This window comes from Vibrio sp. SCSIO 43136 (assembly GCF_023716565.1).
Taxonomy (GTDB): Bacteria; Pseudomonadota; Gammaproteobacteria; order Enterobacterales; family Vibrionaceae; genus Vibrio.
This window is the reverse complement of the sequence record NZ_CP071848.1, coordinates 336183-350872: the sequence shown is the minus strand read 5'-3', so window position 1 is coordinate 350872 and position 14690 is coordinate 336183. Positions and strand designations below refer to the sequence as shown.

At 46.4% G+C, this 14690-nt stretch carries 8 protein-coding genes, 2 tRNA genes and 2 rRNA genes; 3 read left to right on the top strand and 9 right to left on the bottom strand.

Annotated features, from left to right (window positions below):
- Nucleotides 1–60 precede the first annotated feature (60 nt).
- From J4N39_RS01745 to J4N39_RS01725, 5 genes are all read right to left on the bottom strand, one after another.
- Nucleotides 61–3053 (bottom strand): 23S ribosomal RNA (locus J4N39_RS01745).
- Between the two features lie 319 nt (nucleotides 3054–3372).
- Nucleotides 3373–3448 (bottom strand) — tRNA-Glu (locus tag J4N39_RS01740).
- 184 nt (nucleotides 3449–3632) lie between these two features.
- Nucleotides 3633–5183 (bottom strand): 16S ribosomal RNA (locus J4N39_RS01735).
- Together the 16S and 23S rRNA genes with 1 tRNA gene alongside form the textbook arrangement of a ribosomal RNA operon.
- Before the next feature lie 470 nt (nucleotides 5184–5653).
- Nucleotides 5654–6910 (bottom strand): cyclic di-GMP phosphodiesterase, encoded by a 1257-nt coding sequence (locus tag J4N39_RS01730; RefSeq protein WP_252021404.1) that lies wholly within the window; start codon nucleotides 6908–6910, stop codon nucleotides 5654–5656.
- A gap of 116 nt (nucleotides 6911–7026) precedes the next feature.
- On the bottom strand, nucleotides 7027–7854 hold the full coding sequence (locus tag J4N39_RS01725; protein ID WP_252021402.1) for an HDOD domain-containing protein: 828 nt from the start codon (nucleotides 7852–7854) through the stop codon (nucleotides 7027–7029).
- A 335-nt stretch (nucleotides 7855–8189) separates the two neighbouring features.
- Between J4N39_RS01725 and J4N39_RS01720 the strand changes: the two genes are divergently transcribed.
- Nucleotides 8190–9194, top strand: coding sequence for a porin (locus J4N39_RS01720; protein ID WP_252021400.1), 1005 nt, complete (start codon nucleotides 8190–8192; stop codon nucleotides 9192–9194).
- A gap of 75 nt (nucleotides 9195–9269) precedes the next feature.
- Here the strand turns inward: J4N39_RS01720 and J4N39_RS01715 are convergent, their stop codons facing one another.
- The 3 genes from J4N39_RS01715 to J4N39_RS01705 all read right to left on the bottom strand — a co-directional run bounded on the left by J4N39_RS01715 (nucleotide 9270) and on the right by J4N39_RS01705 (nucleotide 11773).
- Nucleotides 9270–10229, bottom strand: a complete 960-nt coding sequence (locus tag J4N39_RS01715; RefSeq protein ID WP_252021398.1) for a GGDEF domain-containing protein — start codon at nucleotides 10227–10229, stop codon at nucleotides 9270–9272.
- 181 nt (nucleotides 10230–10410) lie between these two features.
- Nucleotides 10411–11058, bottom strand: coding sequence for a vWA domain-containing protein (locus J4N39_RS01710; protein ID WP_252021396.1), 648 nt, complete (start codon nucleotides 11056–11058; stop codon nucleotides 10411–10413).
- Between the two features lie 630 nt (nucleotides 11059–11688).
- Nucleotides 11689–11773: transfer RNA gene (locus J4N39_RS01705), tRNA-Leu, on the bottom strand.
- A 293-nt stretch (nucleotides 11774–12066) separates the two neighbouring features.
- Here J4N39_RS01705 and J4N39_RS01700 point away from each other — a divergent pair.
- Both J4N39_RS01700 and J4N39_RS01695 read left to right on the top strand, forming a co-directional pair.
- Nucleotides 12067–13005, top strand: coding sequence for a peptidoglycan-binding domain-containing protein (locus tag J4N39_RS01700; RefSeq protein WP_252021394.1), 939 nt, complete (start codon nucleotides 12067–12069; stop codon nucleotides 13003–13005).
- Between the two features lie 99 nt (nucleotides 13006–13104).
- The gene (locus J4N39_RS01695; RefSeq protein WP_252021392.1) at nucleotides 13105–13569 is read left to right on the top strand and encodes an RDD family protein; all 465 of its coding nucleotides are present in this window, start codon (nucleotides 13105–13107) and stop codon (nucleotides 13567–13569) included.
- A 50-nt stretch (nucleotides 13570–13619) separates the two neighbouring features.
- Here J4N39_RS01695 and lptG read toward each other — a convergent pair whose 3' ends face one another.
- Nucleotides 13620–14690: an LPS export ABC transporter permease LptG gene (lptG, locus tag J4N39_RS01690; RefSeq protein ID WP_252021390.1), complete on the bottom strand. Its 1071-nt coding sequence runs from the start codon at nucleotides 14688–14690 to the stop codon at nucleotides 13620–13622.

Genomic DNA, 14690 nt, shown 5'->3' with positions numbered 1-14690 from the left:
CGTCTATACACATTCAATTCTGTTCTTGCTTTGAGTCCATCAAAACCCCTTGGGTGTTGTATGGTTAAGCCTCACGGGCAATTAGTACAGGTTAGCTCAACGCCTCACAACGCTTACACACCCTGCCTATCAACGTTCTAGTCTCGAACAACCCTTTAGGACACTTAAAGTGCCAGGGAAGACTCATCTCAGGGCTCGCTTCCCGCTTAGATGCTTTCAGCGGTTATCGATTCCGAACTTAGCTACCGGGCAATGCCATTGGCATGACAACCCGAACACCAGAGGTTCGTCCACTCCGGTCCTCTCGTACTAGGAGCAGCCCCCTTCAATCTTCCAACGCCCACGGCAGATAGGGACCGAACTGTCTCACGACGTTCTAAACCCAGCTCGCGTACCACTTTAAATGGCGAACAGCCATACCCTTGGGACCGACTTCAGCCCCAGGATGTGATGAGCCGACATCGAGGTGCCAAACACCGCCGTCGATATGAACTCTTGGGCGGTATCAGCCTGTTATCCCCGGAGTACCTTTTATCCGTTGAGCGATGGCCCTTCCATACAGAACCACCGGATCACTATGACCTGCTTTCGCACCTGCTCGAATTGTCATTCTCGCAGTCAAGCGGGCTTATGCCATTGCACTAACCACACGATGTCCAACCGTGTTTTAGCCCACCTTCGTGCTCCTCCGTTACTCTTTGGGAGGAGACCGCCCCAGTCAAACTACCCACCAGGCACTGTCCTCAACCCCGATTAGGGGTCTAAGTTAGAACATCAACACTACAAGGGTGGTATTTCAAGGACGGCTCCACTTGAACTGGCGCCCAAGTTTCAAAGCCTCCCACCTATCCTACACATGTAGGGTCAATGTTCAGTGCCAAGCTGTAGTAAAGGTTCACGGGGTCTTTCCGTCTAGCCGCGGGTACACTGCATCTTCACAGCGATTTCAATTTCACTGAGTCTCGGGTGGAGACAGCGTGGCCATCATTACGCCATTCGTGCAGGTCGGAACTTACCCGACAAGGAATTTCGCTACCTTAGGACCGTTATAGTTACGGCCGCCGTTTACCGGGGCTTCGATCAAGAGCTTCGACTACGTCTAACCCCATCAATTAACCTTCCGGCACCGGGCAGGCGTCACACCGTATACGTCATCTTACGATTTTGCACAGTGCTGTGTTTTTAATAAACAGTTGCAGCCACCTGGTATCTGCGACTCTCGTTAGCTCCATCCGCAAGGGACTTCACCCACAAGAGCGTACCTTCTCCCGAAGTTACGGTACCATTTTGCCTAGTTCCTTCACCCGAGTTCTCTCAAGCGCCTTGGTATTCTCTACCCGACCACCTGTGTCGGTTTGGGGTACGATTCCTTACAATCTGAAGCTTAGAGGCTTTTCCTGGAAGCATGGCATCAATGACTTCACATCCGTAGATGCTCGACATCGTATCTCAGCGTTAAGAAGAACCGGATTTACCTAATTCTTCCGCCTACATACTTGAACCTGGACAACCGTCGCCAGGCCCACCTAGCCTTCTCCGTCCCCCCATCGCAATTGTAAGAAGTACGGGAATATTAACCCGTTTCCCATCGACTACGCCTTTCGGCCTCGCCTTAGGGGTCGACTTACCCTGCCCCGATTAACGTTGGACAGGAACCCTTGGTCTTCCGGCGAGGAGGTTTTTCACCCCCTTTATCGTTACTCATGTCAGCATTCGCACTTCTGATACGTCCAGCAGCCCTTACAGACCACCTTCAACCGCTTACAGAACGCTCCCCTACCCCGCAACATAAGTTGCAGCCGCAGCTTCGGTTTACTACTTAGCCCCGTTACATCTTCCGCGCAGGCCGACTCGACCAGTGAGCTATTACGCTTTCTTTAAATGATGGCTGCTTCTAAGCCAACATCCTGGCTGTCTGAGCCTTCCCACATCGTTTCCCACTTAGTAGTAATTTGGGACCTTAGCTGGCGGTCTGGGTTGTTTCCCTCTCCACGACGGACGTTAGCACCCGCCGTGTGTCTCCCGGATAGTACTTACTGGTATTCGGAGTTTGCAAAGGGTTGGTAAGTCGGGATGACCCCCTAGCCTTAACAGTGCTCTACCCCCAGTAGTATTCGTCCGAGGCGCTACCTAAATAGCTTTCGGGGAGAACCAGCTATCTCCAGGTTTGATTGGCCTTTCACCCCTAGCCACAAGTCATCCGCTAATTTTTCAACATTAGTCGGTTCGGTCCTCCAGTTGATGTTACTCAACCTTCAACCTGCCCATGGCTAGATCACCTGGTTTCGGGTCTATATCCAGAGACTACATCGCCCAGTTAAGACTCGGTTTCCCTACGGCTCCCCTAGATGGTTAACCTTGCCACTGAATATAAGTCGCTGACCCATTATACAAAAGGTACGCAGTCACCCCATCACTAAGCCACCTCTGCTTGATTGGTTGGTTGACCAACGCTATCGCGTTGTTAACCGTTATCAGCAAAAGTAGTCGCTGTGCTTTCATCACTAACAGGCTTAGTGATGGGGCTCCTACTGCTTGTACGTACACGGTTTCAGGTTCTATTTCACTCCCCTCACAGGGGTTCTTTTCGCCTTTCCCTCACGGTACTGGTTCACTATCGGTCAGTCAGTAGTATTTAGCCTTGGAGGATGGTCCCCCCATATTCAGACAGGATATCACGTGTCCCGCCCTACTCGATTTCACTGATGATGCGTCGACAACTACGGGACTATCACCCTGTATCGTTGAACTTTCCAGAACATTCGTCTAACGCATTAAAAGCTTAAGGGCTAATCCAATTTCGCTCGCCGCTACTTTCGGAATCTCGGTTGATTTCTCTTCCTTCGGGTACTTAGATGTTTCAGTTCCCCGAGTTCGCCTCACTAACCTATGTATTCAGTTAGTGATGACCGCTTATGCGGCCGGGTTTCCCCATTCAGAAATCCCAGACTCAAATGGTTTTTACTACCTAATCTGGGCTTATCGCAAGTTAATACGTCTTTCATCGCCTCTGACTGCCAAGGCATCCACCGTGTACGCTTAGTCACTTAACCATACAACCCGAAGGGGTCTTTGCGTATGGCAAACAACCAAGGTTTCGTTATCTCATTATTGAATGAGCGAGATAACGTTCGATTTTGCCGGACTCAAATATAAGTAACTTTCGTTACTTCCAAGAACACTTGAATGTGTGTTGGTACCTAATTCTAAGAATTAGGATTTGAGAACTTTTAATTTGAATAACAACGCATATCTAAAAGATATGGGGATTGTTGTTATTCGTCAGCTTTCCAAATTGTTAAAGAGCAAGTTTGCTTTCTATTTAAAGAAAGAAACCATTTTTAAGAACACTTAAGCAAATGTGCTTAAAGATGGTATCCCGTAGGGGAGTCGAACCCCTGTTACCGCCGTGAAAGGGCGGTGTCCTAGGCCTCTAGACGAACGGGACACTGTTTTTCGTCGTGCTTTTCCTTATTTCAGCGTCAGGCGGCGCTCTTCACTCAGTCACATACTGGTGTATGCTCCTTCGCTCATCACTTGCCTTCCTCGAACTAAGAAAAATCACTTAGTAAAACTCTTTTAATCAAACCTAATCAATCTGTGTGGACACTAATCAAAGATAATCTTTCGTATAAGGAGGTGATCCAGCCCCAGGTTCCCCTAGGGCTACCTTGTTACGACTTCACCCCAGTCATGAACCACAAAGTGGCAAGCGTCCTCCCGAAGGTTAAACTACCTGCTTCTTTTGCAGCCCACTCCCATGGTGTGACGGGCGGTGTGTACAAGGCCCGGGAACGTATTCACCGTGGCATTCTGATCCACGATTACTAGCGATTCCGACTTCATGGAGTCGAGTTGCAGACTCCAATCCGGACTACGACGCACTTTTTGGGATCCGCTCACCATCGCTGGCTGGCAACCCTCTGTATGCGCCATTGTAGCACGTGTGTAGCCCTACTCGTAAGGGCCATGATGACTTGACGTCGTCCCCACCTTCCTCCGGTTTATCACCGGCAGTCTCCCTGGAGTTCCCACCCGAAGTGCTGGCAAACAAGGATAAGGGTTGCGCTCGTTGCGGGACTTAACCCAACATTTCACAACACGAGCTGACGACAGCCATGCAGCACCTGTCTCAGAGCTCCCGAAGGCACACCTGCGTCTCCGCTGGCTTCTCTGGATGTCAAGAGTAGGTAAGGTTCTTCGCGTTGCATCGAATTAAACCACATGCTCCACCGCTTGTGCGGGCCCCCGTCAATTCATTTGAGTTTTAATCTTGCGACCGTACTCCCCAGGCGGTCTACTTAACGCGTTAGCTCCGAAAGCCACGGCTCAAGGCCACAACCTCCAAGTAGACATCGTTTACGGCGTGGACTACCAGGGTATCTAATCCTGTTTGCTCCCCACGCTTTCGCATCTGAGTGTCAGTATCTGTCCAGGGGGCCGCCTTCGCCACCGGTATTCCTTCAGATCTCTACGCATTTCACCGCTACACCTGAAATTCTACCCCCTCTACAGTACTCTAGCCTGCCAGTTTCAAATGCAGTTCCGAGGTTGAGCCTCGGGCTTTCACATCTGACTTAACAAACCACCTGCATGCGCTTTACGCCCAGTAATTCCGATTAACGCTCGCACCCTCCGTATTACCGCGGCTGCTGGCACGGAGTTAGCCGGTGCTTCTTCTGCAGCTAACGTCAAACACTAACGCTATTAACGTTAATGCCTTCCTCACTGCTGAAAGTACTTTACAACCCGAAGGCCTTCTTCATACACGCGGCATGGCTGCATCAGGCTTGCGCCCATTGTGCAATATTCCCCACTGCTGCCTCCCGTAGGAGTCTGGACCGTGTCTCAGTTCCAGTGTGGCTGATCATCCTCTCAGACCAGCTAGGGATCGTCGCCTTGGTGAGCCATTACCTCACCAACTAGCTAATCCCACCTGGGCTAATCTTGACGCGAGAGGCCCGAAGGTCCCCCTCTTTGAGCCGAAGCTATTATGCGGTATTAGCTATCGTTTCCAATAGTTATCCCCCACATCAAGGCATATTCCCAGGCATTACTCACCCGTCCGCCGCTCGACGCCGTTATCGTCCTCCGAAGGTTCAGATAACTCGTTTCCGCTCGACTTGCATGTGTTAGGCCTGCCGCCAGCGTTCAATCTGAGCCATGATCAAACTCTTCAATTTAAGATTTTGTCGGCTCAATGAATACTGAACATTGCTCTTGCTAAATAAATAGCATAAGTAATGTTTGAATTGACTGTGCTGAGTCTTTCGACTCAATGGTCACTTCGTTTCATTGAAACCATTGTGATTCCGAAGAATCAGTTTTGATTATCATCAACGAGTGCCCACACAGATTGATAGGTTTAAATTGTTAAAGAGCTTTGCTTCGTGAGGTCTCTCTCGAAGCGGAGGTGAATTATAGGGAGATACTTTTCAGTGTCAACACTTTATTTCGCCTCTCTGACTTGGTGCGTGTTGCTCCGTGTCAGTGAGGGCGCATTATAGGGAGGTCTTGAGAATAGGCAAGCGATTAATTGCATTTTTTCTCACTTTTTTAATCGCTTGCTGACAAAACAATCAAACAGAAAATTGCCCATACTTTTCACCCATGCAAAGCACAGGTTATGCACATTTTTCTGTGGATAAGCCAGTTAACTGTCAGTGTCGAAGAAATATGAAATGCGCGTACGAGGGTTTAAGTACTCACGAACTTTTTCTGGTAAACGACTAGGAAGTATCGCCGCCTCTATTTTTAGGTCACTACCAGCAAGGTCAAGAATAGGGGCTTGGTTTCTTGGAACGTTCGGATCGTATAAAAGTACATTTGGGTAAAGGATAGCGTTAGCATTCACTGAGATAACCAAACCAACCATAGAGTTACTTAGTTGGACTACCGTACCTGGCGGGTACACCCCCATAAACTTGATCAGTATATTAAGGTCTTCATTATTGAATAGGTGTTTACAGTTCTTATATAGATGTGAAAGAGCACTAAACGGGATTCTTTGCTCACTAGGAATTCTGGCGTGACAAAGCCCATCGTATGCATTGGCAAGCCCAACTATCTGCGAGTAAGGGTGGATATCATCCCCTTTTAATCCATCTGGGTAACCACTACCATCAATTCGTTCATGATGCTGAGCGATGACTTTCAATACAGCGTCTTCAAAGCCGTCTATTTTTGAAGCCAAATCCAACCCGTACTTAGGATGAAGCTTATAGTAGTTTTCTTCAGGTGCAGTATAGGCTGTATTTTTGTTGAGTATCGCTGCTGGAATTCTTACTTTCCCCATATCATGGAAAAGTGCAGCGAACGCTAATTCTTTGATCTGCTCTGCTGGCATGCCTTTGCTTTTTGCGATCATCATAGAAATGACCGCAACGTTTAGCGAGTGAAAGTAAAAGTCTTTCGTTTTACTTTTGCCGCTCATCAGGTGCAAAGTGACACTATTATCTGCAAGAAGCGAATCAACAATGCTATCCACCATTTGAGTCGCTTCCCCTACGGCATCAATCGGTCGGCTGCGAATTTTCCCCATTACCGAGCGAAGCCTTGCTATCGAGCGCTCAAATTCTTTTTCACAGCTTTGCACTCTTCTTCTATAGGCATTGAGCTTTTCTATTCGCTCTTCTTTCTCCTGCCACATCTTTTTCTTTGTTTGTTCAATCTCCACTTGTTCAGCGCTAGGTTCAGTCGCGGGAGTGTCTTTAACAGGAAGTGGCTGGGTATCACTTTGCTCTGGATTGATAAAAACGTGCTTAATCCCTAAGTGACGGATAATGTCGACTTGCTCTTGAGACTTTATCTTGAAGCTGTTTAGGAGAAAGGGGTGATCTTTCCAACTAACGGGTAGTCGGACATGTAAGCCTGGTTGGATTCGGTCAACAGTAATTTTTATACTTGCCACGTGAAACTGATTACGTCCTTATAGTTGTCGCTGGCTGCCAATTATATGATGACAATGATAATAGCATCACTATGTTAAATAGGAATATATGAAATATGTCGGCTTTTATCAGGTGATTACCCCATCATCTGTGTAGCGATCTCCTCCCCTTTTCCTATGACACAATTGATACCTTCATATTCTTCAGGTGAAAGCCCAAGTGCAACTAAATCCTGACTTGCATCAAGATAATCGTATTGCTCTTGCTCAGACTCAAGGGATGCCCAATCTCTATTGATGCGAAAAGCGAGGTGAAGTAGGCTTGCCATTCTTTGGTCTTCTTCGGCTTGGTCTGGGACAAGATAGTGTGCGATTGAGTCTGTGAGCTCAGGACCAAATTTCCACGCTGTTGCAAGTTTCGCCCCTAAGCGAGTTGAGGTCGTACCTAGAATTTCGTTTTGCACCAGAGACGCCTCTTCCCCATTTTCTATCCTGTGTGCGATTTCCAATGCAAAGTCCGGAGCTAAAGAGTGGATCATCAGCTCTCCAATATTATGCAAGACACCAGCTGTAAATGCTTGGTTAGCATCAAGGCGAACTTTCTTAGCTAAATAGCTCGCTATCGTTGCAACCTCGAAGGTGTCAGACCAATATTGGTGAATATCCATCGTTTCAAATTTAGGAAAAGCACTTGAAAGCACCGACACTATGACCATGGTTTTGATTGGAGCCATTCCCAACCTAACCACTGCTTCATCAATTGAAGCCACTGTTCTAGAGCGGCCAAAGTGCGCTGAATTTGCTAAGCGTAACACTTTCGCTGAAACGACTTGTTCGAGTGCAATTTTTTGCGAAAGTAGATGGAAATCGACGTCTTCTTGATTCACCAATTCCACTAGTTCTTGAAGCACTTTCTTTATCTGGGGTAGTTCATTGACCCTAGATAACAACTCTCCCTGTTGCATAGTCAGTCCTTAATTTACTTAAGCCTTTAATAAAGATAGTTCAATTTGAGCTTTCGAGACAAAAACAACTCATTTCATATTGGCACAAGCATCATACATCCAAACCAATCCACCCTGTAAATTTAATATAATACCAAATGAAAAATTGATAAATTGAACTCTAAATTACAAATGAAATAATCATTAAAAAACAATGATATAAATATAAATATATCAATTTGTTTAAATTAATATCTTTTCAGTAAGAGATTGAGAAACCAAACCGTAGAGTTGGAATCACTCCAGTCATTCACACAGGAAGAATGACTCTAAATAGAACTCAGGGATAATCTCTTATGAAAAAGACTCTTCTAGCAGCAGCGGTAATCGCTCTTACTTCTCAAGCACACGCCATTGAAGTTTTAAACCAAGACGGCACCACTTTCTCTCTAGGTGGTCACGTATCTGTAAGTCTAGGTGACGATGACAAAGATAATGCAACAGTTAAGCAAAACTCTCCTCGTCTAAACTTTAATGCGACACACGAGGTAAATGAAGAGCTAACAGTTGATGCAAAAGGCGAATGGGCACTGAACTACATCAACGGTGGTGACACCTCTTTTACCACTCGTTTAGGTTACATTGGTCTAACTCATGATTCACTTGGCCGTGTCGTAGTAGGTACCCAGTGGTCACCTTACTACACTGAAGTGGGACTAGCGGCAGATAAACCAATCGCTTTCGCTAACGACTACATCTACAACTTCTCAACAGCTGGCGGTGATCGTTCTCACGGCGATCTGGGTACTGGTCGTGCAAATAAAATGGTTAGCTACCGCAACAGTGTTGAGCTAGGTGAAGCTGGTACTGTTTCTCTTGGTGCTGGTTGGCAGGGCGCACAAACAAATGCTAACAACACAACTTACGGCCAACGCGCACAAGTTGCTGTTAAATACGTTATCCAAGATATCGCTCTAGGTTATGCATACAACACTGGTAAACGTGATGCTAAACAAGAAACGTTGCAGCTTGGTAGCGCGAGCTACGGTACTTACAGCAAAGGCCTTTACGCAGCTGTAACTTACCAAAACCACGCTCAAGAAGATGGTGACAAAGTTTACGTTTCTCAAGAAGCACTAGTAGCGTACGGCTTCGAGAACAACCTAACTATCAGTGCAAACTTCGAAGAGCAAAAAGACGATACAGCTAAAGAGCTAAAATACAAAACTGCAGCGCTACAATCTGAGTACAAATTTACTTCTCAGTTCGTAGGTTTTGCTGGTTACCAGTTTAATCTTGGTGACAAGGCTCGAGACGGTAAAGATAACAAATGGAACCTAGGTGTACGTTACTACCTATAATTCCTAAGAATTGATAGTTCCCTTTTTGGCGCTTACCTTTGGTGGGCGCTTTTTTAATTTACTGAACTTAACGACTCAGCGTAGCTGTCCTTTCATGCAATACATTCGCTCATCGGCTTGCTTGATAAGATCATCGATACTAGTGGTCATGTCAGGTGCACATTCAACAATGCCATGACAAAACTCGATATTAAATTCAAACTGACCACTTTGATTCAGTTCATCTAAGCTCGCAAAAAGCCTGTCAATTGCGCTTTCAGCCATCGCTTGATCAGCGCCAGCCATAAACACGACAAACTCATCCCCACCGACACGTGCCACAACATCGGAATCTCGATAACAGGCACATAATAGCGACGAGAACCGAACAAGCGCTTGATCCCCCGCTTGATGACCAAATTTGTCATTAATATCTTTAAACCGGTTGAGATCGAGATAGACTAAAGAGGCTGGCAGACCCGCCATAAAACAATAGCTCAAAGCTTTAGTAGTTAGCCCCGAAAAACCCCTACGATTAGACAGACCTGTTAACTCATCTAACCCAGCACTGTATTTTGCCACCAACTCTTGCTCTGCCATTTTCGCCAGATCGATTAAGTCTTGGATTTGCTCTTGGTCAAACTCTCTAGGCTTGTCATCAATAATACACAGGGTTCCCAGTTTGTAGCCATCTTCCAGTTCTAGTGGAACCCCCGCATAAAAGCGTATTCCAGGAGGCCCTGAAACCAGCGGGTTATCCGCAAAGCGTTCATCTTCCAAGGCATTTTCGATGACAAACACCCCTTCACCAAGAATGGCGTGCCCGCAGAAAGAGATATCACGACCTGTTTCTCTCACATCTAACCCATAACAAGACTTAAACCACTGACGGTTCTCATCCACTAAGCTCACCAAAGCAATGGGCACATTAAACAAACGCCGAGCTAATCTTGTGACTCGGTCAAAACGCTCTTCGTCTTCGGTATCCAAGACGTTAAGCGCTCTCAATGCTTGTAGGCGATATTTTTCATCAGGCGCTTTAGGTGGTACTAACATAACCAACCTCTAATTGGAATTTATCTATAAAATTAGCAGTAGTTGCCTAGGATGCCAGAGCTCTAGATACAATAACAAGCATTTGGACTGTTGAGTGCTACACGAAGCACAATGCTATCAATGAGTTGGAAAGAAAAGAGGCCACTGAAAAGTGACCTCCATAAAATAAGTGCTGGAATGATTAATCAATGCTTGGTGGACTAGGTAATCGCACCATTTGTCCGACCTGAGCCTTAGCGATAATTTGCATGCTAGATTTAACCCAATCTAGAACCTGTCCCACTGTGAATGCAGCATTATGGAACACGGGGATCACCGCACACTGTTCCAAAGCCTCAGCTCTATCACCAAGATTAATTATCACTGGGATCATAGATTTTTCCTCGGCCAAACGTTGTAGCTTAATAGCAGAGTCCTCCCAACAATCGGTCCCTACCCCATCAGTTATAACTATCAGCCAAGGTCGACGACAAGATGTGCCTTCTGCATCACATTCAACGACTTTAGTTCTCAGCATATTGATCGAAACTTCTAACCCTTGCCCTAGAGCCCTCTTACTTCCCTTTGCAGAAAATAGTGGCACGGATATCCCATCGTCAATCGTCGTTTGCGGGCGTAAAACCGTGACATATTGCTGAGTACTGATAATGCTGATATCTAGCACTTCTGACAGAGTTGGGCACTTGGCAATATCTAACAAAAAAGTTTCAACCACTTTGTTCACAACAGAAACTTTTTCACCCTGAGAAGACTCATTTAAAGCTATCAGCATAGAGATGGGTAAGTACGGTTGGCGCTGGTCTAGATTGTTAAAAGTAGGTTTGTTCATACTAAGTGACCCGATATTTGAATTTATTTTAAGGTTAACAAGGTGCAGAAGTAATTTATTGCTTTAGATATAACAAAGCCTCGAGGCATATCGAGGCTTTGTTAAGAAGTGGCTTTCAACAGCTAAAAACGACAAAAGACCGCTATAAAGCGACCTTTCTAAATAATGGTACCAGTGGGCGGACTTGATGGTCCGGCATGCCGGCCGCCACTCGGATACAAAGGGTCACTTTCAACTGCCTAAAACGACAAAAGGCCGCTACAAAGCGACCTTTCTAAATAATGGTACCGGTGGGCGGACTTGATGGTCCGGCATTCCGGCCGCCACTCGGATACAAAGGGTCACTTTCAACTGCTTAAAACGACGAAAGGCCGCTATAAAGCGACCTTTCTAAATAATGGTACCGGTGGGCGGACTTGATGGTCCGGCATTCCGGCCGCCACTCGGATACAAAGGGTCACTTTCAACTGCTTAAAACGACGAAAGGCCGCTACAAAGCGACCTTTCTAAATAATGGTACCGGTGGGCGGACTTGATGGTCCGGCATTCCGGCCGCCACTCGGATACAAAGGGTCACTTTCAACTGCTAAAAACGACGAAAGGCCGCTATAAAGCGACCTTTCTAAATAATGGTACCGGTGGGCGGACTTGAACCGCCACGCCCGAAGGCAACGGATTTTGAATCCGTCGTGTATACCAATTTCACCACACCGGCATCTTAAGGCTATTGCCTCTTGATGGTTGGCATTATACGTAACCCTTAAGGTGGCGCAAGGGCTAAATCCTTAAAAACCATCTGTTTGGTGATTATTTCAGCGTTCAGCTTGGTGAGGTGAGATCTGGTTATCAATATTCACCACTAAATCGTTTCGCCACATGAAGCTTGAACCAAATACGTCTTAAATTGGATACAGGGCAAGTTTTGTCGATAAATTGGTGTATTCACTGGGTTTACCCGCTTAGACTGCCATAAAAGAAAGGATATCGCAGACCACCCAATGATGGATTATGGCCAAAAACACCTCTAACAAACTGGATTTTGGAGAGTTTTCATACACTCAAAGTCGCAATAGTTTTAGTACTTGGCACACGATTAAGTCCGTGTGCTACTGGCTATTTGTGCTGTTTTCTATCGCGGTTTTCACTGTCGGTGTACTTGCCTTCACTGGCTTATTGCCAAACTCAGTACGAGATTTATCTCCTGTTGAGCTCCCAAGCCCAATAGATGTGCGTCCAGATAAACCTAATATCCCCGATGTTACAGCCCCTCCGCCCGTAACAACACCACCGCTGACTGACAAACCAAAGGCAGAAATGTCAACACAGCCTGTTTTCGAAGTCGACAATCTGCAGTTCATGTTACTAGAGCTTGGCTATGCTCCCGGTGCAGCCGATGGCAAGATGGGGCAAAAAACCCGTCAAGCATTACAGCAGTTTTCTCGTGACTATGGCCTTGAACAAGCCAATATGGCTGATGCCGAACTCTACAAAGAACTGCAACAATATATGCCGAAGAATACGAGGCTTCCAGCAGGCTATAGTGGCCTCAAAGTCAAAATTCGCTATACGGTCGATGTGCCGAATAATGCAAAGTTGTCTGAGTCACTCGATAGTTGGGAGTGCTTGAGGGGCTTTATCAAGTCAGGTGACCGCTGTGTCACCCTAAAACTCCCTGCTAAAGGAGTGTTAAATGATAAGGGCAATGATTGGACCTGCCAAACGGGCTATAAAAAGAAAGGCAATCGCTGTATGCAAATCTATGTGCCCGCCAATGCGTTCTTAAACTTTACGGGTGATGACTGGGAATGCCGCCGAGGTTATAAACGCGACCGCTATCGCTGTATCGCAATCGCCATTCCTCAAAATGCATCGCTTAACTCCAAGGGCGATGGCTGGGTATGTAATGATGGTTACACTCAACAGAAGAATATCTGTACAAAGCGCTAATTTTTTTGTTGCCAGTACCACAGTGTGAGCTTTGTCACTTGCGACCCGTCGGCAGGTAGATATTCTGTCGTTCATTCAACGAATAATCTGGATACTAGTATGCAATACCCTCCTGCGGGTCTATTTCGCCGTCTTGGCGCCCTTGGCTATGATGCGCTGATTATCTTAGCAATTGAAATGATGGCTGGCGGTATCGTTATCGCAGCAATGTTCGCCCTAAACGGCGTTGGGCTGTTAAGTTACGGTGGCTACATCGACGCAAGTGACATGCTTTCTAATCACCCAGTAATAAGCCCTCTTTACACCTTCTACCTTGCGGCGGTTTGGGTTGGATTTTTTGTCTTCTTTTGGACTAAAGCAGGACAAACTCTCGGAATGCGTGCATGGCGCTTACACCTAACCAACCATGAGGGTGGACGCATTACGATTACTCAAGCATTGATTCGTGTTGCGACTTCTGTATTTGGTCTTGGGAATCTGGCTGTGCCTTTTGACCCAGAAAAACGTAGCTTTCAAGACATGTGGGCAAAAACTAAGATGGTGGTTCTGCCAAAAGCTAATTAATGCTAATTAATAAAAAAAGGAGGCAACGCCTCCTTTTTTTATTCTCTAGGTTATAGCTTTCGCCTCATCATCAAGATGGCTATCAGCATGAAAGCAACACTTGGAACCAATGCCCCTACCGGAGCTGGCAACTTATACAGCAAGCTTGCGTTAGCAAAAGTCTCGGCAATGATATAAAAGCCAAAGCCTGCAACCACACCCGATAAGATCCTAGCTCCCATCGTGGTGCTTCTAAGCGGACCAAAAACAAATGACATAGCCACAAACATCATCACGGCTACAGTGACGGGTTGGGTGGCTTTACGCCAAAAGGCGAGCTCATAACGAGATGGGTCTTGTTTCGAATCCCTCAGATACTCTACATAACTGTATAAGTCACTAAGGGCTAATTCAGACGGCTGTACCGTCACCACTTGCAATTTGTCAGGAGAAATACTGCTTTGCCACGTGACTTGGTCGTGGTCGATACGTCTCACCGCTTGTTCATCTTCAAACACAGTCTCAACGACATTTTCTGCAAGCCAGTCTTTATCGCCTAAGTAATTAGCCTTTTCTGCGGCAATAGTGCGTTGAAGCTGATTGTTATCGTCAAACTCCCACACGTTAATAGCGTTTAGGTGCTCACCATCTGCACGCCCAATGAAGATATAATCATTTCCGTCTTTGGCCCAAATACTCGACCGCACAGACACGATACTCCCCCCTGATACGGCAAATGAGCGGATCTCTCGAGCGAGCTTTTGAGATGTTGGTGCACCCCACTCTCCGAGCATCATGACGAGCACCATGATCGGAATGGCTGTTTTAAGCACCGAAAGACCGATATCGAGTTTAGAAAAGCCCGCAGCTTGCATGACCACCAGCTCTGAGCTCGTTGCCAGCATCCCAAGACCTATCAATGCACCAAGCAAAACCGCCATCGGGAAAAACAATTCAATATCACGAGGAATCGATAGTGCTGTAAAGTAAAATGCCGTGAGCGCTGTATACGCCCCTCTGCCCACGGACTTAAGCTGCTCTACGTACTTAACGATGGCAGATAGACCGACCAGAGTGATTAAACATAGGCTGGTCGTGGCGACAATCGTCCTTCCGATATAAATATCTAAGATCTTAAACAT